Source organism: Sinomonas sp. R1AF57 (assembly GCF_002224485.1).
GTDB classification, from domain to species: domain Bacteria; phylum Actinomycetota; class Actinomycetes; order Actinomycetales; family Micrococcaceae; genus Sinomonas; species Sinomonas flava.
In genome coordinates this window covers 2,730,890-2,756,015 of sequence record NZ_CP022463.1, presented here as the reverse complement: position 1 = coordinate 2,756,015, position 25,126 = coordinate 2,730,890, and the positions used below count along the sequence as shown (strand labels likewise).

General features: G+C 71.5%; 23 protein-coding genes. 19 read left to right on the top strand and 4 right to left on the bottom strand.

The window, feature by feature from the left end; all coding sequences use genetic code 11:
• Positions 1–3: 3 nt before the first annotated feature.
• The gene (locus CGQ25_RS12675; RefSeq protein ID WP_208710232.1) at positions 4–1,080 is read right to left on the bottom strand and encodes an LCP family protein; all 1,077 of its coding nucleotides are present in this window, start codon (positions 1,078–1,080) and stop codon (positions 4–6) included.
• Positions 1,081–1,261: 181 nt separating this feature from the next.
• Between CGQ25_RS12675 and paaA the strand changes: the two genes are divergently transcribed.
• Genes paaA through CGQ25_RS12645 form a run of 6 tightly spaced genes read left to right on the top strand, consistent with a single transcriptional unit; the run spans position 1,262 to position 5,994 of the window.
• Positions 1,262–2,284, top strand: coding sequence for a 1,2-phenylacetyl-CoA epoxidase subunit PaaA (gene paaA / locus CGQ25_RS12670; RefSeq protein ID WP_208710230.1), 1,023 nt, complete (start codon positions 1,262–1,264; stop codon positions 2,282–2,284).
• A complete protein-coding gene (paaB, locus tag CGQ25_RS12665) occupies positions 2,285–2,578 on the top strand; it encodes a 1,2-phenylacetyl-CoA epoxidase subunit PaaB (protein WP_208710228.1) in 294 nt (97 codons plus the stop codon).
• Positions 2,575–3,432, top strand: a complete 858-nt coding sequence (gene paaC, locus CGQ25_RS12660; protein ID WP_208710226.1) for a 1,2-phenylacetyl-CoA epoxidase subunit PaaC — start codon at positions 2,575–2,577, stop codon at positions 3,430–3,432. Before paaB ends, paaC begins: the two co-directional genes overlap by 4 nt.
• Before the next feature lie 22 nt (positions 3,433–3,454).
• Positions 3,455–3,940 (top strand): 1,2-phenylacetyl-CoA epoxidase subunit PaaD, encoded by a 486-nt coding sequence (paaD, locus tag CGQ25_RS12655; RefSeq protein WP_208710224.1) that lies wholly within the window; start codon positions 3,455–3,457, stop codon positions 3,938–3,940.
• On the top strand, positions 3,941–5,176 hold the full coding sequence (paaE, locus tag CGQ25_RS12650) for a 1,2-phenylacetyl-CoA epoxidase subunit PaaE (RefSeq protein WP_208710222.1): 1,236 nt from the start codon (positions 3,941–3,943) through the stop codon (positions 5,174–5,176).
• 35 nt (positions 5,177–5,211) lie between these two features.
• Positions 5,212–5,994: an enoyl-CoA hydratase/isomerase family protein gene (locus CGQ25_RS12645; protein WP_208710220.1), complete on the top strand. Its 783-nt coding sequence runs from the start codon at positions 5,212–5,214 to the stop codon at positions 5,992–5,994.
• A gap of 27 nt (positions 5,995–6,021) precedes the next feature.
• On the opposite strand, the gene CGQ25_RS12640 is transcribed toward CGQ25_RS12645, so the two are convergent.
• The gene (locus CGQ25_RS12640; protein ID WP_208710218.1) at positions 6,022–6,846 is read right to left on the bottom strand and encodes a hypothetical protein; all 825 of its coding nucleotides are present in this window, start codon (positions 6,844–6,846) and stop codon (positions 6,022–6,024) included.
• Between the two features lie 56 nt (positions 6,847–6,902).
• The gene (locus CGQ25_RS12635) at positions 6,903–7,388 is read right to left on the bottom strand and encodes an Lrp/AsnC family transcriptional regulator (RefSeq protein ID WP_208710217.1); all 486 of its coding nucleotides are present in this window, start codon (positions 7,386–7,388) and stop codon (positions 6,903–6,905) included.
• A 149-nt stretch (positions 7,389–7,537) separates the two neighbouring features.
• On the opposite strand from CGQ25_RS12635, the gene pdhA reads away from it, so the two are divergent.
• From pdhA to CGQ25_RS12605, 6 genes are all read left to right on the top strand, one after another.
• The gene (gene pdhA / locus CGQ25_RS12630; protein ID WP_208710215.1) at positions 7,538–8,719 is read left to right on the top strand and encodes a pyruvate dehydrogenase (acetyl-transferring) E1 component subunit alpha; all 1,182 of its coding nucleotides are present in this window, start codon (positions 7,538–7,540) and stop codon (positions 8,717–8,719) included.
• Positions 8,716–9,816: an alpha-ketoacid dehydrogenase subunit beta gene (locus CGQ25_RS12625; RefSeq protein ID WP_208710213.1), complete on the top strand. Its 1,101-nt coding sequence runs from the start codon at positions 8,716–8,718 to the stop codon at positions 9,814–9,816. The genes pdhA and CGQ25_RS12625 overlap by 4 nt, the downstream gene beginning before the upstream one ends.
• 1 nt (position 9,817) lies before the next feature.
• Positions 9,818–11,320 (top strand): dihydrolipoamide acetyltransferase family protein, encoded by a 1,503-nt coding sequence (locus CGQ25_RS12620; protein WP_208710211.1) that lies wholly within the window; start codon positions 9,818–9,820, stop codon positions 11,318–11,320.
• A 56-nt stretch (positions 11,321–11,376) separates the two neighbouring features.
• Positions 11,377–12,189, top strand: a complete 813-nt coding sequence (locus tag CGQ25_RS12615) for an MBL fold metallo-hydrolase (RefSeq protein ID WP_208710209.1) — start codon at positions 11,377–11,379, stop codon at positions 12,187–12,189.
• A 76-nt stretch (positions 12,190–12,265) separates the two neighbouring features.
• The gene (locus CGQ25_RS18485) at positions 12,266–13,786 is read left to right on the top strand and encodes a MinD/ParA family protein (protein WP_255405299.1); all 1,521 of its coding nucleotides are present in this window, start codon (positions 12,266–12,268) and stop codon (positions 13,784–13,786) included.
• A gap of 215 nt (positions 13,787–14,001) precedes the next feature.
• On the top strand, positions 14,002–15,198 hold the full coding sequence (locus tag CGQ25_RS12605) for an MFS transporter (protein ID WP_208710207.1): 1,197 nt from the start codon (positions 14,002–14,004) through the stop codon (positions 15,196–15,198).
• 32 nt (positions 15,199–15,230) lie between these two features.
• Here the strand turns inward: CGQ25_RS12605 and CGQ25_RS12600 are convergent, their stop codons facing one another.
• A complete protein-coding gene (locus CGQ25_RS12600) occupies positions 15,231–16,184 on the bottom strand; it encodes a phosphatase PAP2 family protein (protein WP_208710205.1) in 954 nt (317 codons plus the stop codon).
• A gap of 90 nt (positions 16,185–16,274) precedes the next feature.
• Here CGQ25_RS12600 and CGQ25_RS12595 point away from each other — a divergent pair, with 90 nt between their 5' ends.
• The 7 genes from CGQ25_RS12595 (at position 16,275) to CGQ25_RS12565 (ending at position 25,090) form a co-directional block, all read left to right on the top strand.
• A complete protein-coding gene (locus CGQ25_RS12595; protein ID WP_255405298.1) occupies positions 16,275–17,018 on the top strand; it encodes a M50 family metallopeptidase in 744 nt (247 codons plus the stop codon).
• On the top strand, positions 17,015–18,037 hold the full coding sequence (locus tag CGQ25_RS12590) for an o-succinylbenzoate synthase (RefSeq protein WP_208710203.1): 1,023 nt from the start codon (positions 17,015–17,017) through the stop codon (positions 18,035–18,037). Before CGQ25_RS12595 ends, CGQ25_RS12590 begins: the two co-directional genes overlap by 4 nt.
• 158 nt (positions 18,038–18,195) lie before the next feature.
• Positions 18,196–20,241, top strand: coding sequence for a PhoX family phosphatase (locus CGQ25_RS12585; protein WP_369802331.1), 2,046 nt, complete (start codon positions 18,196–18,198; stop codon positions 20,239–20,241).
• Between the two features lie 16 nt (positions 20,242–20,257).
• A complete protein-coding gene (gene menD, locus CGQ25_RS12580) occupies positions 20,258–21,949 on the top strand; it encodes a 2-succinyl-5-enolpyruvyl-6-hydroxy-3-cyclohexene-1-carboxylic-acid synthase (protein WP_208710199.1) in 1,692 nt (563 codons plus the stop codon).
• Between the two features lie 392 nt (positions 21,950–22,341).
• On the top strand, positions 22,342–23,280 hold the full coding sequence (locus CGQ25_RS12575) for an ABC transporter substrate-binding protein (RefSeq protein ID WP_208710197.1): 939 nt from the start codon (positions 22,342–22,344) through the stop codon (positions 23,278–23,280).
• A gap of 5 nt (positions 23,281–23,285) precedes the next feature.
• A complete protein-coding gene (locus CGQ25_RS12570; RefSeq protein WP_369802221.1) occupies positions 23,286–24,287 on the top strand; it encodes an amino acid ABC transporter permease in 1,002 nt (333 codons plus the stop codon).
• On the top strand, positions 24,284–25,090 hold the full coding sequence (locus CGQ25_RS12565; protein WP_222703650.1) for an amino acid ABC transporter ATP-binding protein: 807 nt from the start codon (positions 24,284–24,286) through the stop codon (positions 25,088–25,090). Before CGQ25_RS12570 ends, CGQ25_RS12565 begins: the two co-directional genes overlap by 4 nt.
• The last annotated feature ends 36 nt before the right edge of the window (positions 25,091–25,126 follow it).

Here is a 25,126-nt window from a genome sequence, read left to right as displayed (position 1 = left end):
TGCTCAGTTGCCGTTCTGGAGGTTCCGCTCCGCCACGTACTGGGCGACCGTGCCACCGCTCATCGCGGCTGCCAGTGCCTCCGTCGCCCCGTCGTCCATGATCACGATCGACTGCCCGTCGGGTGAGACGCCCGTCCCCGCCGTAGGCAGCGTGAAGCTCACGATGCCCGACGGGCGGATGTCCTTCAGCTCGAAGGCGAGCGCAGACACCGCCTGCGACGTGAAGCCGCTGTCCACCGTGAGGTAGGGCGCGAGCTGCGTGACCACGCGGCTGAGAGTGAAGGGATTGGCCAGCGTCTCCGGCCGCGCGACCTGGCCCACGAGCGACTTGACGAAGATCTGCTGGTCCCGCACGCGCTGGTAGTCGCCGTCCGGGAAGGCATACCGTTCACGGACGAAGGCCAAGGCCTGGTCGCCGGTGAGCTTCTGCCGACCGGCCGCGAACCGGTAGCCCGGGGACTGGGCGGCTGTGAAGGGCACCGGGACGTCCACGTCCACGCCGCCGACGGCATCGGTGACTGCCCTGAACCCCTCGAAGTCGACGAGCGCCACGTGGTCGATGCGCTGATGGAGAAGTGATTCGACGGTCTCGACCATGAGCGGCACGCCGCCGAAGGCGAAGGCGGCATTGACCTTCGCGTTCCCCCGGCCAGGGATGGGCACCCAGGTATCCCGCATGATCGAGATGACGTAGGCGTTCGTCCTGTCGGCGGGGATATGGACCAGCAGCATGGTGTCCGAACGCTGGTCCGAGGGAACGCCGGCTTCGGCCTGCGAGAGGGCGGCCCCCCGGCTGTCGCTGCCGACCAGAAGGATGTTGACGGCGGTCTTGCCGTCTGCGGCCGGCTCCTCCGCGGGCCGCGCGACGTTCTGCGGGAATGCTGTCGGGATCTTCTGCGTCGCGGAGTCGAAGGCCGTCGCGAGCGATCCCAGGAAGACGACGGCGGCGCACGCGGCACCGACGACGGCGGCGAGCGCGACGAGGAGGACCACTGTCCCGCGCCGGGGCCTACGCCTGATGCGATGCTGGACCGGCCGGGCCTCATCGCCGAGCGCCTGGTCGCTGGTCGTCGGGATCATGGAACCAACGGTGACGCCGCGTGAGGGAGCCCGGACAGGGCTCTCCCCCGAAACGAGTAGGGAACCCACCACATTCGAGTGCCGCGGGCGTCTGCGGGGCAAACAGGCTGCGTACCTTGACGGCAGTAGAATCGACCCATATTCTGAACGAACGGTCGGTAATTATTTCTGAGGAGGAGACATGGCAGCTGCGACCCTGCAGTCCGTGCCCCAGCCCCAGCCTGGACAGGGTGACGAGGCCCCGTCGGCTGAGGACATTGCGGGTCAGGCTTACTTTGATCGCATCATCGCCGAGGACTCGCGCATCGAGCCTCGCGACTGGATGCCCGCGGCCTACCGCAAGACGCTCGTGCGCCAGGTGTCCCAGCACGCGCACTCCGAGATCATCGGCATGCAGCCCGAGGCGAACTGGATCACCCGCGCCCCGAGCCTCAAGCGCAAGGCCATCCTGATGGCGAAGGTCCAGGACGAGGCCGGCCACGGCCTCTACCTCTACTCGGCGGCCGAGTCCCTCGGCACCCCGCGCGACGTCCTGAACCAGCAGCTGCTGGACGGCAAGGCCAAGTACTCGTCGATCTTCAACTACCCGGCCCGCACATGGGCCGACATGGGTGCGATCGGCTGGCTCGTGGACGGTGCGGCGATCGCCAACCAGGTCCCCCTCTGCCGCGCGAGCTACGGCCCCTACGGCCGCGCCATGGTGCGCATCTGCAAGGAGGAGTCGTTCCACCAGCGCCAGGGCTTCGAGATCCTGCTCGAGCTCTCGAACGGCACCCCGGCCCAGAAGCAGATGGCCCAGGATGCGGTCAACCGCTTCTACGCCCCGGCCCTGATGATGTTCGGCCCGCCGGACGCCGACTCGCCGAACTCGAAGCAGTCCATGGCCTGGAACATCAAGCGCTTCTCCAACGACGAGCTGCGCCAGCGGTTCGTGGGGATGATCGCCGAGCAGGTCAAGGTCCTCGGCCTGACCCTCCCGGATCCGGAGCTCCGCTACGACGAGGTGAACGGCAGGTGGATCCACAAGGAGCTCGACTGGCAGGAGTTCCACGAGGTCATCGCGGGTCGCGGCCCGTGCAACGCCCAGCGCATGGCGCGCCGCCGCGAGGCGCATGCGGACGGGACGTGGGTCCGCGAGGCGGCCCGGGCGTACGCAGAGAAGCAGGCCGCCAAGGCCGCGAAGAACGAGATCGGAGCAGCTTAAGTGAGCGAGCAGACCAACATCTGGCCCCTCTGGGAGGTTTTCGTCCGCTCGAGCCGCGGACTCTCCCACGTCCACGCCGGTTCTCTCCACGCCCCTGACGCGGCAATGGCGCTGCGCAACGCGCGGGACCTCTACACCCGCCGCAACGAGGGCGTGTCCATCTGGGTCGTCCCCTCGGATGCCATCGCCTCGTCCGACCCGGACTCCAAGGGCGCGTTCTTCGAGTCGCCGCAGGGCAAGGACTACCGCCACGCGACGTACTACACCAAGAGCGAGGGTGTGAAGCACCTGTGACGACGCATACCGACCACTCGCTCGACAGCTTCGGCGACTCCGCGGCGTCGGCCACCCGTGTCACCCCCGGCAACGCGCTGCGTCCGGAGGACATCGCGATCGCCAAGGACAAGCCCACCGAGGACGTGGCGCAGTACGCCCTGCGCCTGGGCGACGACGCCCTCATCCTCGCCCAGCGCCTGAGCCACTGGATCTCACGCGCCCCCGAGCTCGAGGAGGACATCGCCCTCGGCAACATCGCCCTGGACGTCCTCGGCCACGCGCGCTCCTTCCTCTCCTACGCGGGCCACGCGTGGGACAAGACCGAGGACGACCTCGCCTACTGGCGGGAGGAGGACGAGTTCCGCTCGCTCTGGATCGTCGAGCAGCCCAACGGTGACTTCGGCTACACGATTGCGCGCCAGCTCATCGTCTCCGTCTACCAGTACCTCCTCTACACGGAGCTGCTGGCCTCGACCGACGCGACCCTCGCCGCGATCGCCGCGAAGGCCCTCAAGGAGGTGGCCTACCACCGCGACCACGCCGTGCAGTGGACCCTCCGCCTCGGCGACGGCACGGAGGAGTCGCACCGCCGGATGCAGGACGCCCTCGAGCTCGTGTGGCCCTACGTCGACGAGATGTTCGACGACGACGCGCTCATCGACGCTGTCGGCGACGCCGGTGTGCGCCCCTCGAGCCTGCGGGCCGCCTTCGACGCCCAGATCGCATCGGTCCTCGAGGAGGCCACCCTCAGCGTCCCCAACGTCCCGCGTGCCAGCGGCGGCGGCCGCCGCGGCGAGCACACCGAGCACCTCGGCTACATCCTCGCCGAGATGCAGGTCCTCGCGCGCAAGCACCCCGGGGCAACCTGGTAGAGGACCGAGGCAAGGAACTGCCATGATCACCACTGACGACGAGGTCCGCGAGCTCGCGGCCACGGTGACCGACCCCGAGATCCCGGTGCTGTCCATCGCGGACCTCGGGATCCTGCGGGACGGCCGCCTCGACACCGACGGCACGGTCCGCCTCACGATCACCCCGACCTACTCGGGGTGTCCCGCCATGGACACGATCCGGGACGACCTCACGGCGGTGTTCGCCAAGGCCGGCCATTCCAAGGTCGAGGTCGACCTCGTGCTCTCCCCGGCCTGGACCACGGACTGGATGAGCGAGGAGGGGAAGGCCAAGCTCGAGAAGTACGGCATCGCCCCACCTAGTGGAAAGTCCCACGCCGGCCCGATCAAGCTCGGCCTCGCCGTCAAGTGCCCGCAGTGCCACTCCCTCAACACACGCGAGATGTCCCGCTTCGGTTCCACGTCCTGCAAGGCCCTCTACGTCTGCCAGGACTGCAAGGAACCCTTCGACTACTTCAAGGTGCTCTAGATGACTGACCAGCTGAACGAGACCGCCGCTGACGTCGCAGAAGACGCGGCCGCCGGCTCGGACGCGGGGGGGACCACGCGGCGTCGTGCGTCCTTCCACAAGCTCGAGGTGAGCGACGTCCGCAAGCTCACAAACGACGCGATCGAGGTGACGTTCGCGGTTCCCGCCGAGCTCGCCGACGAGTACGACTACATCCCCGGCCAGTACGTGGCCCTCCGGGCCGAGCTGGAGGACCCGAACCAGGGCGGCGAGAAGCGGGAGGTGCGCCGCTCGTACTCGATCTGCGCGGCCCCCCGGCGCTTCGACGACGGCTCGACCGAGATCAAGGTGGCCATCAAGCGTGACCTCGGCGGCATCTTCTCGACCTGGGCGAACGAGAGCCTCGAGCCCGGCACCGTGCTCGACGTCATGAGCCCCGCCGGCGCGTTCATCTCGAAGCACAGGATGACCGGCCTCAACGACCCCTCGAGCATCGACACCGATGTCGAGCACACGTTCGTGGCGGTCGCGGCCGGCTCCGGCATCACGCCCATCATGGCGATCGCGAAGACCGTCCTCGCGGCGGACGAGAACGTCCGCTTCGACCTCATCTACGCGAACAAGGCGGCCATGGACGTCATGTTCGTCGAGGAGCTCGCGGACCTGAAGGACCGCTACCCGTCCCGCTTCGCGCTCCACCACGTGCTCTCGCGCGAGCAGCGCATCTCCCCGCTGCTGTCCGGCAGGGTCGACGACGAGAAGCTCACCACGCTGCTCAACACCGTGATCCACGCCGACGACGTCGACGAGTGGTTCCTGTGCGGCCCGTTCGAGCTCGTCCAGCTCGTGCGCGACACGCTCTCGGCCCGCGGCGTGGAGCCCGAGAAGGTCCGCTACGAGCTCTTCACCACCGGCACCCCGACGAACCTCGAGGGCAACATCGGCCGGCCGGTGGTCGAGGACGCCTCGGGCAAGAACTTCGAGATCGAGTTCCGGCTGGACGGACTCCAGGGCACGGTCAAGTCCCCGGTGTCCGCGAACGAGACGATCCTCAACGCGGCCCTGCGCGTGCGCCCGGACGTGCCGTTCGCGTGCGCTGGCGGCGTCTGCGGGACGTGCCGTGCGAAGCTCGTCTCGGGCACGGTGGAGATGACGGAGAACTACGCGCTTGAGCCGGACGAGGTCGAGCGCGGCTACGTCCTCACGTGCCAGTCCCACCCGACCACGGACAGCGTGTCCGTCGACTTCGACGCGTGACGGCGGTTGAGCAGAGCCGAAACCAAGGAGCCTGAATGATCAACCTCACCATCGCCGGCGGGGTCGCCGAGGTCGTCCTCGACGCGCCCGCCAAGCTCAACTCCCTCGACGAGACCGCGCTCGGCGAGCTCTCGGACGCGTACGACGACGCCGCTGCCGCCGCCTCCCGCGGCGACGTGCGGGTCCTCCTCCTGCGCGGCGAGGGCCGGGCCTTCTGCGCCGGCCGGGACATCTCGGGAGTCGTCCCCGCCGACGACGACGTGCTGGGGTACCTGGGCGGGAAGGTGCAGCCGCTGCTGCAGAAGATGGCGGCCTTCCCGGCGCCCACGTTCGCGGCCGCCCAGGGCGCGTCCCTCGGGGTCGGCCTCGGGCTGCTGCTCGCGACCGACGTCGTGTACGTGGCCGAGAACGCCAAGATCGGCTCGCCGTTCGCGAACCTCGGGGCGACCCTGGACTCTGGCGGCCACTGGTACTTCACCGAGCGCCTCGGCATGCACCGCACGCTCGACCTCGTGTACACAGCCGAGCTCATGAGCGGGGCGGACGCCGTCCGCTCCGGAATGTTCTCGCGTGCCTTCCCGGCCGAGGAACTGCTGCCGCGCACGCGCGAGATCGTCGGCCGTGTCGCCGAGGGTGCCACCGGCGCGTTCGTCGCGTCGAAGGAGCTCGTCGCGCAGATCCGCGACCGGCGCCTCGGGCTCTGGGAGTCCATGGAGGCAGAGAACAAGGCACAGGCCCAGCTCTGCTCCTCGGAGGACTACGCCGAGGGGTTCAAGGCCTTCCAGGAGAAGCGGAAGCCCGCCTTCACCGGCCGCTGACCTGCCAGACCTCTCTCAGCCGGGGCGTCAGCGCGTGGCGATGAAGGCGTGCACGCTCGCGTGGTTCATCGCTGTGGCGGCCTCCTCGGGGGTCGCGCACTCGGCGGACACCTGGAAGGACGCCTGAGCGGACGGCACGGCGCGCACGGCCAGGCGGACGTGCGTGACGGTGCCGTCCGCGTGCTCGACCCGCAAGGTGGCCCCGGCCATGTCGACGAGGGGCCCCGTGAGCGACCCGAGGGTCACGACGACAGGAAAGCCCCTCCCCGTCACCGCGCCGCCGGTACCACTCGCGAGCACGGTGGCCGCCGCGCCCTCGAGCGCTGCGGCCGTCGCCGCCGTCTCGGGATCGTCCGACGCCGCGGCGCCGGCGCTGCCCGAGGGGCCCGAGGACAAGGAGCCCGAGGACGGGGGGCCCGAGGGCGTGGGCGAGCCCGCGGCGGGTGGCGAGGCGGCCGCCGTCGTGCGCGCCGAGGGTGAAGGCGACGGCACGAGCGGGCCGGTGCGGAAGACGAGGGTGCACCCGTTCGAGCCCACGTAGCGGAATTCGCCGGGGGCCGCGGTCAGCGTGTACAGGGCGCTCGGGGCGGCGTGCCAGACAGGGGCGGACGAGAACGGCAGCGGATCGCTGAGCCGGTAGGCGGACAGCTCGCTGTCCCGGGTCGGCGGCGGGGCACTGGCCGTGCCCGGTGCCGGCGCGGGCGGCTGCGGCGGGGCCGCAGTGAACAGTCCAGCGACGGCGACGACGAGTCCCACGCCCACCGCCGCGCAGGCGGCGATGAGCACCCACATCCACACGGGCCTCCCGCGCGACGGGGCGTCCGCTCGCTCCGTCCCCGCATCGCTGCTCATGGTTCTCCTCGTCACGGCTCCCTGCCTCTACCTTCCCACGCCGGACGGGTGAGAGGTCAGCGCGTGTCCAGGTCCTCGAACACCAGGAACGTCTGCGTGTCCAGGACGCCGGGCATGTTCTGCAGCTGGTCGAACACGACGCGGCGCAGGTCGGTGTTGTCCAGCGCCCGCACGAGGATGATGACGTCGAAGTCCCCGCCCACGAGGGCGATGTGGTGCACCTCCGGGATGGCGCGCAGCCGCTCGCGCAGCTCGCGCCACGTCTGCTGGCGCACCTTGAGGGTCACGTACGCGCTCGAGCGCAGGCCAGCCCGCAGCGGGTCGACGAGGGCCGTGAACTTCGTGATGACGCCGTCTGCCTGGAGCCGGGAGATCCGGTTGTAGGCGTGCGCGCGGGAGATGTGCACGTTCTCCGCGATGGTCGTCACGGAGCGGCGGGCATCTGCGGTGAGCTCGGCCAGGATGGCGCGGTCGACGTCGTCGAGCGGCCGCGGCTCCACGGCCCGGGGCGGTGCCTCCCGGCCGGGGTGCAGATCGTCCATGGAACCCTCCTGTGATCCACGTCATTGTGACGTTTCGTCTCTGAATGTGCGCGGTCTGGATCCAGTCTTCCACGATGTGCCCTTCAACGGCATACGAATGGCTACGGAAGCGGATACTTGAGTCAACACGTCCGGCACGAGGAGGAGCCATGACCATTCCCGCCGAGGCACAGGAGGCCATCCGCAGCTTCGGGATCAGCATCGAGGACTACATGCTTCCGGTGCACGGCCGGGTGGCCCAGATCCAGATCCTCGACGAGCACGGGTCGCTGCGCCCCGAGGACGAGCGCGGCTCAGCCCCCGGCCATGAGTACCCGATCCCCGCTGCGGACGAACTGCTCGAGGCGTACCGCCGGCTCGTCATCGGCCGCCGGGTCAACGACCAGAACTCGGCGCTCGTCCGCCAGGGCCGCATGGCGGTCTACCCGTCGAGCCACGGCCAGGAGGCCTGCCAGGTTGCCGCGGCGCTGTGCCTGTCCGACGGTGACTGGATGTTCCCGACGTACCGCGACGCGGTCGCCGTCATGACGCGCGGGGTGGACCCGGTCGAGGCCATGACCATCTTCCGCGGTGACTGGCACGGCGGCTACGACCCGCACGAGCACAAGGTCGGCATCCAGTCCACGCCCCTGACCACGCAGCTGCTGCACGCCGTCGGCGTCGCCCACGCGGCGAAGCTGCGCGGGAAGGACACCGTGGTCCTCGCGATGTGCGGCGACGGCGCCACGAGCGAGGGCGACTTCCACGAGGCGCTCAACTTCGCCGCCGTGTTCCACCTGCCGGTCGTGTTCTTTGTGCAGAACAACCAGTACGCCATCTCGGTGCCGCTCGCCCACCAGACGGTCGCGCCGTCGCTGGCCCACAAGGCGATCGGCTACGGCATGGCGGGGGAGCGCGTGGACGGGAACGACGCCGTTGCCCTCCTCGCCGTCCTCGACCGCGCCGTGCGCCTGGCCCGCTCGGGCTCGGGGCCCCTGCTCGTCGAGGCGTACACCTACCGGATGCAGGCGCACACGAACGCCGACGACGCGACCCGCTACCGCGAGGACGCCGAGGTGGCGGCCTGGGCCGTCAAGGACCCCCTCAAGCGCATGCGCGAGTACCTGCGCACCGAGGGCGTGCTGACCGACGACGTCGAGTCCGCCGTCGCCGCCGACGCCGAGGACGTGGCCCGGCAGCTGCGCGAGGGCCTGGGCGAGGACACCGCCGTCGACCCCCAGGACCTCTTCCGCTTCGTCTACACCGAACCCACCGCGCAGCTGCGCGAGCAGGCCGCCCTCGTGGCCGACGAGCAGTCCCGCGACCTTTCCGGAAAGGAGCACGGAGCATGAGCACCGTCGCCGAGGCCGCCGCGGCCCGCGCCGCCGCCCGCCCCGCAGGCCCCGAACCCCTGACCTTCGCGAAGGCCCTGACCACTGCCATGGCCGACGAGATGCGCGCCGACGCGGGCGTCGTGGTGTTCGGCGAGGATGTCGGAACGCTCGGCGGGGTCTTCCGCGTCACCGACGGCCTCCAGAAGGAGTTCGGCGCGGACCGCTGCTTCGACACGCCGCTCGCCGAGTCCGGCATCGCCGGGATGGCGATCGGCATGGCGATGAACGGCCTGCGCCCGGTCATCGAGATGCAGTTCGACGCGTTCGCCTACCCGGCGTTCGAGCAGATCGTGAGCCACATCGCCAAGATGCACAACCGCACCCGCGGACGGGTCCGGCTGCCTCTCGTGATCCGCGTCCCGTACGCGGGCGGGATCGGCGGCGTCGAGCACCACTGCGACTCCTCCGAGGCGTACTACGCCCACACGCCGGGCCTGAAGGTCTTCACGCCCGCGACCGTCGCGGACGCGTACCGCATGCTCCGCGAGGCCATCGCGAGCGACGACCCGGTCGTGTTCATGGAGCCCAAGAAGCTGTACTGGTCCAAGGACCTTGTGGACCTCGAGGCGCTTCGGTCGGAGTTCGCGGGCCGGGGCGGCGAGGGCCGTGGCGCCGGTGGCGCGCACGACGGCGCGCGGCGGCTCAGCGTCGACGGCGCTGCCGCCGTCGCACGCTCCGGTACGGACGCGACGCTCATCGCCTACGGCCCCTCGGTGCCGACGGCGCTCGCTGCGGCGGAGGCCGCCGCTGCGGAGGGCCGGTCCGTTGAGGTGATCGACGTGCGCACGATCGTCCCCTTCGACGACGAGACCGTGTCCGCGTCCGTGCGCAAGACGGGCCGCGCCGTCGTCGTGGCCGAGGCCGCGGGCTTCGCGTCGGTCGCGTCCGAGATCGTGGCCAGGGTGCAGGAGCGCTGCTTCCACTCGCTCGCCGCGCCCGTGCGGCGCGTGACCGGGTTCGACATCCCGTACCCGGCGCCCAAGCTCGAGCACTGGTACCTGCCCAGCGTCGACCGCATCCTCGACGCCCTCGACGACCTTCAGTGGGAGGACTGACATGGCGACCGCCGTGAGCGCCCAGAACAGCACCGCGCAGAGGACCTTCAGGCTCCCCGACCTCGGGGAGGGCCTGACCGAGGCCGAGCTCGTCCGGTGGCTCGTCGCCGCTGGCGACACCGTGGCCGTGGACCAGCCGGTCGCCGAGGTCGAGACCGCCAAGGCCGTCGTCGAGGTGCCCACGCCGTACGCCGGGACCGTTTCCGAGCTGCACGGCGAGCCGGGCGCCACGATCGACGTCGGCGCCCCCCTCATCACCATCGCCGAGGTCACCCCTGGTGGCGCCGATGTCACCCCGTCTGGTGCCGAGGTCACCCCTGGTGGCGCCGAAGTCATCCCGTCTGGTGCCGAGGTCACCCCGTCTGTGGCTCGGGCAGCCGCCCGGGAGGCGTATCGCGAGGAGGAACGCGCCGGAGCCCGTCCGCCAGCGCCCGCTGAAGCCTCCGGGTCGGGGAATGTCCTCATCGGCTACGGCACGCCTGGTGGGGCGGCAGGCGGCCGCACCCGACGGCGCAAGGGGGCGGCGCCGTCGTCCGCTCCCGTTGCGGAACCGGCGCGCACGACGCCGCCCGCGAACGCCGTGCGCGTCGTCTCACCGCTCGTCCGCAGGCTGGCCCGGGACCTCAACGTCCAGCTCGCCCGGATTTCGGGGTCCGGCCCGGATGGGCTCATCATGCGCCGCGACGTCGAATCGGCAGGGGTGACCTCGGCGCCGCAGGGGGTGACGTCGGCGCCGCAGGGGGTGACCTCGGCGGCAGAGGAGGTGACCTCGGCGGGGGAGGCGGACACCCGGACGGGCCTCGCGATCGCGGCGCGGACCCCCGTCAAGGGAGTGCGCAAGGCAGTCGCGCAGGCCATGGTCCGGTCGCGGACGGAGATCCCCGAGGCGACGGTCTGGGTCGACGCGGACGCGACGGCGCTCGTGGACCTGCGCCACGGCCTCAAGCACCGCGACCCCGGCAGCACGCCGAGCCTGCTCGCCTTCATCGCACGGTTCGTGGTGGCGGGCCTGCAGAAGTTCCCCGAGCTCAACACCAGGATCGAGGAGACAGGCGACGGCCAGGAGATCGTCCAGTTCGACGGCGTCAACCTCGGCTTCGCGGCCCAGACCGACCGCGGGCTCGTGGTCCCGGCGATCCGCAACGCCCACACCCTGAGCGCCCGCGGCCTGGACTCCGAGCTGCGCCGCCTCACGGCCGTCGCCCGAGAGGGGAAGGCCACCCCGGCGGACCTCACGGGAGGCACCTTCACGCTCAACAACTACGGCGTGTTCGGTGTGGACGGCAGCGCGGCGATCATCAACCATCCCGAAGCCGCCATCCTCGGCGTCGGCCGGATCATCGACCGGCCGTGGGCCGTCGACGGCCAGCTGCAGGTCCGCAAGGTCGTCCAGCTCACCCTCACGTTCGACCACCGAGTGTGCGACGGCGGCACGGCCGGCGGCTTCCTGCGGTTCGTCGCCGACGCGGTCGAGCAGCCGGGGGGCGTCCTCGCAGACCTCTAGAGGGCATGGCAGAATCAAGCTCAACCCTGACCCGCCGACGAGAAGGAATGCATCACATGGCGCAATGGCGAGAACTCGGAGCCAGCACATACGTCCTCGCCACCGAGCCGCTGCGGATGAACGTCGGGCTCGTGGTGGGCACCGAACGGGCCCTCGTGGTCGACACGGGACAGGGCCCGCGGCAGGGCGCCGAGATCCTCGCGGCCGTGCGGGAGAAGACGGAGCTGCCGCTCGTCGTCGTCAACACCCACGCCCACTACGACCACTACTTCGGCAACGCGGTTTTCGCCGCGGCGGGCGTGACGGAGTTCTACGCTCACGAGAACGCGGCGGCGGCCATCGCCGAGACGGGCGACGCCGAGCGGCAGTCGGTGGCCGAGGCGGAGCCGGAGATGGCAGCGGGGGAGGGCGAGAACACCCAGATCGTGGTCCCGACTGCGATCGTCCGCGACCAGCCCGTGCTCGTCGACCTGGGCGGGACCTCGGTCACCCTGTTCCACCTCGGCCGCGGCCACACGGACGGCGACCTCCTCGTCGGGACCCAGAGCACGCTCTTCGCCGGCGACCTCGTCGAGGAGGGCGCGTACCCCGAGTTCGGCGACTCGTACCCCGAGGAATGGGCGGACGTCCTGCGGCATATCTCGGCGCTGCGGCACCGCTACGACAACCTGGTCCCGGGGCACGGGGAGCTGTGCAGCGACGCGCTCGTGCGCACCATGGCGGATACGATGGCGACGGCGGTGCGCTCGGCCAGGCAGGCCACGCGCGAGACTCCGGACGACGCCACCAAGGCCGTCCCGATCCTCCCGTACGGCCCCGAGCAGTCCCGCCTGTTCATCCGCCGGCTCAAGGCCAGCAGCCTGAGCTGACGTTCCGGCAGGGCGAGGAAGAGGGGGCAGCATGACGGACGGTCCAGTCGAGCCTGAGGCTGCTTCCCCTGCGCCCATGACTCGGCGGGAGGCCCGGCGGCTGCGCGAAGCCGAGGAAGCGGCGCGGCGGGCGGCGCACGTCGACGAGTCGGCTCCTCCCACCCAGCCCGGCGCCGCGACCACCGGCGCGCACGACGCCGACGGGTCGCCCCGGGCGGCCGCCGCATCCGCGCCGTCGGAGGCGGCCGCCAATCCGGCGGACGCCGTCCTACCTCCGGCGGACACCGCCCAGCCCTCGGGGGACACCGCCCAGCGCACCCGGGACGGCGCCTTGCCTGTGACCGGCGACGAACCGGTCGCCGGCGGCCGACCAGACGCCGAGACCACGCCCGCGACACGCGCAACCGCCGTGGCCGCTGGCCGCAGGCGCCTGCCTCGCACCGTCGGCGAGCCCCCGCCGGGGACTGGCGACAGTGGGAGTCGATCTGTGGAGCCGAGCGCGGGGCCCACAGCCGGGCTGGCACCCGAGCCTGCGCCACAGGCGTCGCCCGTGCCTGAGGCCTCGCCTGCGGCCCAGACCTCACCTGCGCCGACGGCCGCGCCTGCGCCGGCGGGACGGCCAGCACCGCCGCGTCCGGTGCGCGAGCCCACGCCAGTGCCGGCTGCGCCTGAGCACGCGGAGGAGCCGGCGGGCTTCGTCCGCCCGGGCCCGGCCCACCCGCCGAAGGGCCTGCGGGGCCTCCTCTACCGCATCACCGGCGGTGCCGTGAACCTCGGCCCGAGCGAGCGGGAGCGCCGGGAGGAGCTGCTCGAGCGGCAGATCGCGCGGCGCCTCGAGGGCAGCTGGAACACCGCGTTCCTGTCCCTCAAGGGCGGCATCGGCAAGACCTCGACCACTGTGGGCGTCGGGCTCACCCTTGCCGAGCTGCGGCCGGAACCCCCGTGCGCCATCGACGCGAACCCCGACGCAGGGGACCTGGTCGAGCGTGCCCTCGGCGAGGGGGCCTACGAATCCGAGCGCAGCCGCTCCATCACGAGCCTCCTGCGGGACTTCGACTCGGTCACCTCGCGTGCCCGCCTCGTGTCCTACCTGCACCAGGCCGGCAGCCTGCACCTTCTCGCGGGGGAACAGGACCCCGAGCTCTCCGACTCGCTGACGGCAGAGGACTACCGCCGCGTCCACGCGCTCGTGGCCAGGCACTTCGGCGTCACGCTCACCGACTGCGGCACGGGTGTGAGCCGGCCGGCCATGCGGGGCATCCTGCAGGAGGCGGACAACATCGTCGTGGTCGCCGGCTATGCCGTGAGCGGCGCCAAACGGGCCCGGGACACACTGCGCTGGCTGTCGGCCCACGGCTACGACCGCCTCGCGAAGGGCGCGATCGTCGTCGTGACCGACAAGGACGACGTCTCCGCGCGCGTGGACAAGGGCGCGATCGAATCAACCCTCTCGGGCCTGTGCCGCGCCCTGATCACCGTGCCGCACGACCGCTCCATGGCTGACGGCGACCTCGTCTCCCTCCCGGCGCTCCGCCCCGAGACGCGCCAGGCGTACCGCGAGATCGCGGCCGCGATCGTCTCCGGCTACCAGCGCTGACCCTCGTCCGGGGCCGCTGGCCCCAACCGAGCACGAGCCCGAACCGAGCCCCACTGCAGCACGGAGGCGCGGCCGCCCCCAATAGCGGCCGCGTCTCCGGCGTGGTCTCGGCCCGGCAAGAGACGAGATTAGTCCAAGGACTGGATTTACTCTAGCCACTGCGCCCCGTGCGTGCAATGGGGAGGCGCGACCGCGCGCGTCACTAGAGTGGGGGAGTGCAGCGGCCCGGACAGTTCTCCCTCCTGTCGATCGCCGTCCCCGCCTTCGGCCCGTCCGTCCTGTTCTTCCTCGGCGAGGGGGCCGTGCTGCCGGTCGTCGCACTGTCGGCGCGGGACCTCGGCGCGTCCGTGGCCGTCGCTGCGCTGACGGTCACGCTCGTGGGGCTGGGCTCGCTCCTGTTCAACCTGCCCGCGTCCTACCTCACCCTGCGCTTCGGGGAACGCTGGGCGATCGTCGGAGCCCAGCTGGCGGGCGCGGTGGCCCTCGTGCTCGCGGCCCTCGCCCAGGAACTGTGGCAGCTCGTCCCCGCGCTCGTCGTGCTCGGCATGTCGGGCAGCGTGACCGGGCTGGCCCGCCAGAAGTACCTCACCGAGGCCGTCCCGGTGGACTACCGCGCCCGCGCGCTCTCGACCCTCGGCGGGGTGAGCCGCATCGGCATCTTCATCGGCCCCTTCCTCGGCGCGGCGGCGATCCAGTTCTGGGGCCTGCGCGGCGCCTACTGGCTCGGCGCGGTGGTGCTCGCCGGCGCATCGGTGGTCGCCCTGTGGATGCGGGACCTCGCCGTGGACGACGGCGACGGGCCGCGGGCGCCCGAGCCGCGCCTCGCGCAGGTCGCGGCGGGGCACTGGAGGGTGCTGACGACGGTCGGGCTCGGCGTCCTGTTCGTTGCCGCGGTGCGCCAGTCCCGCCAGGTCGTCATCCCGCTGTGGGCGGACCACCTCGGACTCGACGCGACCACCGCCGCTCTCGTCTACGGTATCGCCGGGGGCATGGACCTCCTGCTCTTCTATCCGGGCGGCCGGACCATGGACACCCGGGGCCGACTCGCCGTCGCGGTGCCCTCGATGACCCTCATGGGACTCTCCCTCATCGCCATGCCGTGGACGGGCACGTTCTGGCCCTTCCTTGCCGCCTCGTGCGCGCTCGGCATGGGGAACGGCATCGGCTCGGGAATGGTCATGACCCTCGGAGCGGACTTCTCACCGAGCCCCGGCCGTGCGCAGTTCCTCGGGCTCTGGCGGCTCATGGCGGACGCGGGCACGACGGCGGGACCAGTCCTGCTCTCGGCCGTCACCGCAGCGTTGGGCCTCGGGGCCGGGGTCGCGGCCTCCGGCGGGCTCGGCCTGGCCGCGGCGGCCGTGCTCGCGTGGGCCGTCCCCCGGGCCCAGCGGCGGCAGGCCGGCGGCGCCTGAGCCGTGCCGGGCCGACCAAGCGGGGCGCCGTCTCAGCGGCGGGGACGCGAAGCGTGCGCCATGAGCCACGATGCCCCTACGGCGACCAGGTAGCCGCTGATCACGATGAACGCCAGGCCGGCCCAGAAGTAGTTCGTCGTGCTCACCTCCCGCCCCGCCAGCGGCGCGATCCGCACGAGCGCGACGACGGCGACTCCCGCCGCAGCGAGCCCCGCGGCGGTCGGCAGGGCAAGCCACAGCCGTGACGAGCCCACGTGGCGCCCGAACCCGTCCCACTCGTTCCACACCATGCCCGTGCGCAGCACGAGCCACGCGGCGGGGGCCATGAACACCGCGACGACGAGGAACGCGGACACGACGTCGGCCGGCCGGTGCCACTGGTTCACGAGGGTCGACACGCCGGTCGCCACGGCGTAGGTCCCGCCCGCGAAGGCTACGAGGGGGCGCCAGCGCGGGGACGCGACGAGGAAGACCGCGGCCGCGGCGGAGGCGGCGAGGGTCGTGTGCCCCGAGGGGAGCGAGTTCTCCATGTAGGTCTCGATGCCGCGGTAGGGGCGGGTCAGGATGTCGTTCTTGAGCAGCTGGGTGGCGAGGTTGGCGCACAGCGCCGCGGCGAGGGCGACGGCGGAGGCGGCCCAGCGCCGTCGTGCGAGCGCCGCGTATCCCAGCGCCCCCAGCGCGAGGGCGACCGAGAGCGCGGGGAGGAAGTCGAGGAACCGCAGCGAGGCCTTGCCTGCGGCCCCGTAGAGCTCGGTGGCCTCGACGAGGGCGGATTCGTCGATGTACTGCCCCGTGGTGGTGCGGACGAAGAACAGGTAGGTGCACAGGAGCGCGGCGACGGCCGCGAGCGAGGCCAGCAGGAACGGCCCGACGCCAACCGAAGGGCGTGGAACACGCCTCCGATCCCCGCCAGACAGCAGTGCAGACGGGTCCCGGCGGCCGCGGGGGCCGGGGACCTCGGAGCGTGCGTGGGTGGGTGCAGCCATCCGTTCCAGCCTGCCACACGCGGCTGGACGGCTCCTGAAGGTCGACGGCGCGCGGCCCCCTCCCAGCGTCCGCCGGTAGGCTCGGTGCCCGTGATCGAACAGTGGTGGCAGGCCTTCGTCAACGGGTTCCTCTCCGGGTTCGGGCGCTCGAGCCCGCTCGTGGTGCCCGCGGCGGAGCTGCTGTGGATCCTCGGGGGAGCGGCGGCGCTGTGCGTCGTCCCGGTCCTGTGGCGGTTCTTCGGCCGCTTCGTCACCGTGGTCCACGAGCTCGGCCACGCCTTCGCGGGGCTCGCGACCGGCATGCGGGTCACGGGCATCACGCTGCGCATGGACCAGGGCGGAACGACCCACGGCGTGGGCCGCGGCCGGGCCGTGTGGTTCGGCTTCTGGGGCTACCCGGCGCCGGCAGCCGTCGGCGCCGTGCTCGTGTGGGCCTCCGCGGCCGGGTGGGGGAGGACGGCGCTGTCGGTGTCCGTGATCGTGCTCGCGCTCGTGTTCCTCTTCATCCGGAACCTCGCCGGCGTGCTCATCCTCGCCGGATCGATCATCGCAGTCGCGGCCATCGTCGCCGCGGTGCCCGCCGACCTCCAGGGCCACCTGACGCTCGCCGTCGGGCTCGCGCTCGTGATGGGCGCCGCGCGGGACTGGTGGAACCTCGTCTCAGTGCACACGCGCCGCCGGCGGGAGCTGGCGAGCTCGGACGCGTTCATCCTCTCCCGAAAGACCGGCGTCCCCTCGGCCGTGTGGCTGTTCGCATTCGCCGCCGTCATCGCCCTCGCCGGCGTCGCCTCGTGGGCCGTGCTGACGGGGTCCCTGCGTACAGTGGGCGCATGAGCTGCACCCGGCGCCCCGTGCTCCCCGACCTGCCAGAGCTCGAGGCGGCGGCCGCCGTCGTGCGCGTCCCGCTGACCGTCAGGTTCCGCGGCGTGACCGAGCGCGAGGCGCTCGTGCTGCGCGGGCCGGCCGGATGGGGCGAGTTCGCCCCGTTCCTCGAGTACGACGACGCGGAGTCGTCCCGCTGGCTCGCCTCCGCCGTCGAGGCCGCGTGGGAAGGCTTCCCCGCGCCGGTGCGCGAGCGCGTGCCCGTCAACGCGACCGTCCCGGCCGTCCCCGCGGGGCGCGTCCCCGAGGTGCTCGCCGCCTTCGGGCCGGTGACCGCCGTCAAGGTCAAAGTGGCCGAGGCCGGGCAGAGCATCGCGGACGACGTCGGCAGGGTCGCCGCCGTGCGGGAGGTGCTGCCGGACGCGGAGCTGCGGGTCGACGCGAACGGGGGCTGGTCGGTGCCGGAGGCCGTCGAGGCGCTCGGGCAGCTCGAGCCGTTCGGCCTCGAGTACGCCGAGCAGCCCGTCCCCGGCATCAATGCCCTCGCCGAGGTCCGCGCCCTGCTCGAGGCACGCGGCACCCCGGTGCGCATCGCTGCGGACGAGGCGGTCCGGAAGGCCGAGGACCCCCTGCGCGTCGCCCGCGCCGGCGCAGCGGACCTCATCGTCGTCAAGGCCGCCCCGCTCGGGGGAGTGCGGCGCGCCCTCGAGATCGTCCGCGAGGCCGGGCTGCCCGCCGTCGTGAGCTCGGCTCTCGACACCTCGGTGGGGCTCGCCGCCGGCGTCGCGCTGGCCGCCGCGCTCCCGCAGCTGCCGTACGCCTGCGGGCTCGGCACCGGGGCCCTGCTGGCGCACGACGTCGTGCGGTCGCCACTCGTGCCCGAGGCCGGCTACCTCCCCGCCGGTGCCGAGCTGGCCCGACGGTCGGAGCCGGACCCCGGGCTGCTGGCCCGGTTCGCCGTGAGAGCGGAGCGGCGCGCCTGGTGGATCGAGCGGCTCCGCCGGTGCCACGCGGTCCTCGCCGGGCGTTGATGGCCGCGTGTGCCTCAGGTCTCCCACGGCATTTACCTTGAGTTAACCTCTGGCTTAGCTGGATTTTTGCTGGGAATGGTCGGGTGGAGGACATCGCTATCCGATCGCACCCGTAAGGATGATTCCCCTTGACTGAATCCCGCCGTACGCTCCTGCCGATGCTGGGCCATGTCCGCGGCAAGCGAAGCGCCGTGACCTGCGCGCTCAAGTGCGACAACGCCTGCCTCGGCGAGGTGTGCAACACCTCGGACAACGGCTACTTCCGCGACATCGCCGCCGGGGCGATCTCGCGCCGCTCCGCTCTGGGCCTCGGCCTCGCCGGCGCGCTCACGCTGGCCTTCACGGGCGCGGGCGCCGGCCGCTCGGAAGCCGCCGGCCTCGCCCCCGCGGCCAAGGGCGTCACCAGCAAGCTCGACTTCACCCCGATCAGCCCCGTCCACTTCACGGTCGACGAGTTCACCGTCCCGTCGGGCTACAGCTGGACGCCGGTCATCCGCTGGGGCGACCCGCTCTTCAACGACTCTCCCGCGTTCGACATCGCGAACCAGACGGAGGCCGCCCAGGCCCGCCAGTTCGGCTACAACAACGACTACACGGACATCATCCGGATCGACGGCGAGAACGGCCGCCGCGCGGTGCTCTTCACGAACCACGAGTACACCAACGAGGGCATCATGTTCCCGAAGGCGCAGCTCGACGCCGACCCGGCACGGGTCCGCGCCGTCGCCCGCGCCGCCCACGGCCTCTCCGTCGTCGAGCTCACGCGCCGCGACAAGAACAGCGCCTGGACCTACGTCAAGGGGGCCCCGCTCAACCGCCGGTTCCTCATCGACACCGAGTACGAGCTGACCGGCCCTGCGGCCGGGTCCGCGCTGCTGAAGACCGCCGCCGACCCGACCGGCCGCAAGGTCAAGGGCACCCTCGGCAACTGCTCCGGCGGCACGACGCCGTGGGGCACCATCCTCTCGGGCGAGGAGAACTTCAACGGCTACTTCCGCTCCGCCGGCACCTCGGCGGCCCAGAAGCGCTACGGCCTCTCCGACAAGGCGACCGGCCGCGGCTGGGAGCTCGACGACCCGCGCTTCGACACCCGCACCGCGGGCTACGAGAACGAGGAGAACCGCTTCGGCTGGGTCGTCGAGGTGGATCCGATGGACCCGACGTCGACCCCCAAGAAGCACACCTCGCTGGGCCGCTTCAAGCACGAGGGCGCGAACGTCCGCATCGCGGCCAACGGCAAGGCCGTGGCGTACTCGGGCGACGACGAGCGCTTCGACTACCTGTACAAGTTCGTCTCCAAGGACACGTACAGGGAGGGCGACCGGGCCCACAACATGACCCTCCTGTCCGAGGGCGACCTCTACGTCGCCAAGTTCACGGGCAACTCCGCCGGCGAGATCGACGGCTCCGGCGCACTCCCGTCCGATGGCGCGTTCGACGGCCGCGGCGAGTGGCTCCCGCTCGTCGTCGGCGGCAAGCCCGGGCACGAGGCGCTCAGGGACATGACCGTGGCCGAGATCCTGGTCTTCACCCGTCTGGCCGCCGACAAGGTGGGTGCGACCAAGATGGACCGCTGCGAGGACGTCGAGCCGCACCCCACCTCGGGCAAGGTCTACGTCGTCTGCACGAACAACTCGAACCGCGGCAAGGGCACCAACGCGCCGGCGGACGAGGTCAACCCGCGCACCGCGAACCGCGACGGCCACATCGTCGAGATCACCGAGGACGGCGGCGACCAGACGGCCACCGCGTTCGGCTGGAACCTGCTCCTCGTCGCCGGCGACCCGGCGAAGAACAAGACCGCGTACTTCGCGGGCTACCCCACGGACAAGGTCTCCCCGATCTCGTGCCCCGACAACGTGGCGTTCGACTCCTCCGGGTACATGTGGCTCGCCACGGACGGCGCGCCGAGCTCGATCGGCTACAACGACGGCCTCTTCCGCGTCACCCTCGAGGGCCCCGAGCGCGGCAAGGTCGAGCAGTTCCTCTCGGTCCCGCGGGACGCCGAGACCTGCGGCCCGATCGTCCACGACGCCGAGCGCCACGTCTACGTCTCGGTCCAGCACCCGGGCGAGGAGGGCACCTTCGAGGAGCCGCACTCGCTGTTCCCGGACTACGTGAAGGGCGGCACGCCCGCCGCCGGCCAGGTCCGCGCCCCGCGCCCGGCCGTGGTGCAGGTCCTCCCGGCCCAGCACGCGAAGTAGTACATACGATGGGGGCGTGAGTGCCCTCAGTTCCCTGGACGCCGCCCGCGCAGCAGTCGACGCGCTGCTCGCGGGCGGCGTCCGCTGCGTCGTCGTGTGCCCGGGATCCCGCAGCGCCCCGCTCGCCTACGCCCTGGCCGAGGCTGAGGGCCGGGGCCACCTCGAGCTCGTGGTGCGGGTCGACGAGCGCGTGGGCGCCTTCACTGCCCTCGGCGCGGCCCTCTCCTCGGGACGGCCGGCCGCCGTCGCGACCACGAGCGGCACGGCCGTGGGCAACCTGCTGCCCGCCGTCATGGAGGCCAACCACGCCGAGGTGCCCCTTGTGGTCCTCTCGGCGGACCGGCCCGAGGAGCTCCACGGGACCGGTGCGAACCAGACCACCGAGCAGTTCGACCTCTTCGGCGAGCACGTGCGCTTCGCGACGAGCGTCGCGGCCGGTGCGTCGCCGTCGTCGTCCGTCCGGACCGCACTCTCCGCGGCGACGGGCGCGCTCGAGGGGATCCCCGCCGGCCCCGTCCAGCTCAACCTCTGCTTCCGGGACCCCCTCGTGCCGGAACCCGGCTGGGATCCGCCCGCCGGCGGAGGCTGGGAGCCGCCCCCCGTCCAGCCGTACGCCTACCGCCGGCCGCCGGTCGCGGCCCTCGGCGGGCTGCCGCCGCGGCGCACCGTGGTCCTCGCCGGCCACGGCGCGGGCCCGCTCGCGGAGGCCTTCGCGGCAGCGCACGGCCTCCCGCTGCTCGCGGAGCCGTCCTCGAATGCCCGCTTCGGCGGCCACGCCGTGGGCCCCTACCGGCTCCTCCTGGACGGGCATCCCGGGCTGAGGATCGAGCGCGTGGTGCTGTTCGGCCGGCCCACCCTGTCCCGGCCCGTCACGGCGCTCCTGGCGCGCGACGGCGTGCAGACGGCGCTGTACCACCCCCGCCCGGTCGCGTGGTTCCGGGAGGGCCGACGCCGGGAACGGCTCGTGGACGACCTCGACATCCTCTCGGGCTTCGCCGGGCGCGGGGCCGAGGGGTGGCTCGACTCGTGGCTCCTCGCCGGCGCCGCGGCGCAGGAGGCGGTGGACCGGATCGTCGGCGGCCCCGGCGCGCCCCTGACGGGGCCGAGGCTCGCCCAGCTCGTGTGGGAGACCGCGCGGGGGCAGCTGCTGCTCGGCTCGTCCAACGGGATCCGCGATGTCGACCTCGCGGCGGCCCCTCCGCCGCAGCCGGCTGCCCGGGTCTTCGCCAACCGCGGCCTGTCCGGGATCGACGGTACCCTCTCGACCGCCACCGGCCTCTGGCTGGGGCGCCGCACCGAGACCACCGCGTTCCTCGGGGATCTGACCTTCCTGCACGACGCCGGCGGGCTCCTCCTCGGCGACGGGGAAGCGGAACCGGACCTGCGCGCCGTCGTGCTCAACGACGCCGGCGGGGCGATCTTCGGCCTGCTCGAGCACGGGCGCGTGGGCGACCCGGCGCTCCCGGGGGCGGCGGCCGCCGTCGAACGCCTCTTCGGCACGCCGCACCGCGCCGACCTCCGGGCGCTCGCGGCCGCCTACGGTGTGCGGCACACGCTCGTGCGCACCGCGGCAGAGGCGTCCGCGGCGCTCGGCGCTCCCCGGCGACGGGGGCGGGAGATCATCGAGGCCCGGGTGGACAGGGCGTCCCTGCGCGACCTCCACGAGCGGATCCGCCTCGCCGTGGGCAGGGCCGTGAGCCACAACTGACGTCTCGGGTGCCGTTTCGGGTACGCCAAAGTCGCCCCTGTGCCGTTTCGGGTACGCGAGGGAGCTCCGCCTGGAGGGACGTCCTAGCGCGGCGGATCCTCTGCGTACCCGAAACGGCGGAGGGGGGAAGTTCGCGTACCCGAAACGGCGGAAGGGGGAAGTTCGCGTACCCGAAACGACGGAGGCGGGGGAGCTGGGGCCTCGCGGCCGATGGGGCGGGTGTCTGGGATTTCGGAAACCTCCTCGTGACAGAGCTTGATTACCCTTCAGGGGTGTTGTCCAATAGGGAAACATAAGTTGCCTGTGATGCACATCTCATCGCACCCTGGTCAAGGGTAGGATGGGACGTCGCCTAGCACCTCTGACATGTACCTCCAAGTAAAGGTAGAGATATGACTTTCTCCGCGAAGCTCGCCGCCAAGGGCGCTGCGGTCCTCGCCGTCGGCGCCCTCGCGCTCACGGCCTGCACGAACGCCTCCGAGACCGGGGGAGCGGCACAGCCGAGCGGCTCGGGGTCGGCATCGGCGTCCTTCGACCCGTCGTCGGTGAAGAAGGACGACAGCCTGGCCTCGCAGGTTCCGGACGCGATCAAGTCCAAGGGCAAGCTCGTCGTCGGCTCCGACACGTCGTACGCGCCGGCAGAGTTCCTCGGCGGAAGCGACAACGCCACGCCGATGGGCTACGACGTCGACCTCGCCAAGGCCATCGGCGCCAAGCTCGGCCTCAAGACCGAGGTCCAGACCGCGGAGTTCACCGGGATCCTGCCCGCCCTCGGCCCGAAGTACGACCTCGGCATGTCCTCCTTCACGATCAACTCCGAGCGCCTCGCCGCGGTGAACTTCGTGAGCTACTTCAAGGCCGGCACCGCGTGGGCCGTGCAGAAGGGCAACCCGAAGAAGTTCTCGCTCGATGACATCTGCGGAAAGAAGGTCGGCGTCCAGACCGGCACCGTCCAGGAGGACCCGGACCTCAAGGAGCGCAACGCCAAGTGCACCGCCGCGGGCAAGCCCGCGATCGAGGTCGTCTCCCTCAAGGCGCAGACGGACCTCAACACGCGTCTCGTGAACGGCTCGCTCGATGCAATGGCCGCTGACTCGCCGATCGTCGGCTACGCGGTCCAGCAGACCAACGGTGCCGTCGAGAAGCTCGGCGACACCTACGACTCGGCCCCCCAGGGCATCGCCGTGGCCAAGAGCGACACGGCGTTCGCCCAGCTCATCCAGAAGACGGTGACGAGTCTCATGGAGGACGGCACCTACAAGAAGATCCTGGACTCGTGGAACAACGCCGAAGGCGCTCTTCCGAAGTCTGAGGTCAACCCGGCAGTCTGATGACTATGACTGTTCACAAGGCTGACGCCCCAGCCTCCACGGCAAGCGCACCGGAACTGATCAAGGCGGTTCCGGTGCGCCACCCCGGCCGGTGGGTCGGCGCCGCCGTCATCGTGCTCCTGCTGGCCCTGGCCGTCCAGAGCCTGGCCACCAACCCCAACTTCCACTGGGACACCGTCGCGCTCTACATCCTGGACGTCAACGTGGTCCGCGGCGTGGGCTGGACGCTCCTGCTCACGGTCCTGTCGATGATCCTGGCGATCGTGCTCGCCGTCGTCCTGGCGTTCATGCGGCAGTCGGACAACCCGATCTTCCGCTGGTCCGCGTGGGCGTGGGTGTGGTTCTTCCGCGGCACCCCGGTCTACACGCAGCTGATCTTCTGGGGCCTGGTCACGGTCCTGTACCCGACCGTGTCCCTGGGCGTCCCGTTCGGGCCGGCGCTGGTCACCTGGGTCCTCGAGGATCCCACCCGCGGGTTCCTGCCCGCGGTGATCGGGCTGGGCCTGAACGAGTCCGCGTACCTCGCCGAGATCTTCCGTGCGGGCCTGAAGTCCGTGGACAAGGGCCAGATGGAGGCCGCCGAGGCCTTGGGCATGCACCGGGGCAAGATCATGCGGCGCATCATCCTCCCTCAGGCCATGCGCGTGATCGTCCCGCCGACCGGCAACGAGACGATCGGCATGCTCAAGACCACCTCGCTGGTCCTGGCAGTGCCGTTCACCCTCGACCTGACGTTCGTGACGAACTCGCTCGCGAACAAGACCTACCTGCCGATCCCGCTGCTGATCGTCGCGGCTCTGTGGTACCTGCTGGTCACGAGCATCCTGATGGTCGGCCAGCACTTCATCGAGAAGCACTACGGCAAGGGCGTGGACAACCTCGCACCCGCCGCGGTGGTCAACCCCGCAGCGACCAAGGCCGCGGCCGCGGGTCTCGGCTCCGCGGCGGACACCATGCCCGGCGGCCCGACCGTGGCCGGCAAGGACATCGAGGAGAGCGGACGATGAGCGCACCGGCGCCCGAAGGCACCCACCGCATCCCCTCCGGGGCTGGCGAACTGGTCCGGATCGAGGGAGTGCACAAGTACTACGGCCAGCACCACGTGCTGCGCGGGATCGACATGACGGTCCGCCAGGGCGAGGTTGCCGTCCTGATCGGGCCCTCGGGGTCCGGCAAGTCCACCCTGCTCCGGTGCATCAACCACCTCGAGACGATCAGCGCGGGACGGATCTTCGTCGACGACGAGCTCATCGGCTACCGCGAGCACGGCGGGCGGCTGCACGAGCTGCGGGTCAAGGAGATCGCCCGGCAGCGACGCAACATCGGGATGGTGTTCCAGCGCTTCAACCTCTTCGGGCACAAGACGGCGGTCGAGAACGTGATGGAGGCGCCCGTCCAGGTCAAGGGCCACGACAGGGCGTCCGCGCGGAAGCGTGCGCTCGAGCTCCTTGACCGGGTGGGGCTCTCGGACCGGGCCAACCACTACCCGGCGCAGCTCTCCGGCGGGCAGCAGCAGCGCGTCGCGATCGCCCGCGCCCTGGCCATGGACCCCGAGCTCATGCTCTTCGACGAGCCGACCTCGGCCCTGGACCCCGAGCTGGTCGGGGACGTCCTGAACGTCATGAAGGACCTCGCCGCCTCGGGGATGACCATGATCGTCGTGACCCACGAGATCGGCTTCGCACGCGAGGTCGGCGACACCCTGACGTTCATGGACGGAGGCGTGGTCGTCGAGTCGGGCAACCCGCGCGACGTCATCGCCAACCCCCAGCACGAGCGCACCAAGGGCTTCCTGAGCAAGGTGCTCTGAGGCCAGGGACCCCGCAACCACAACGGCGGTTGCGGG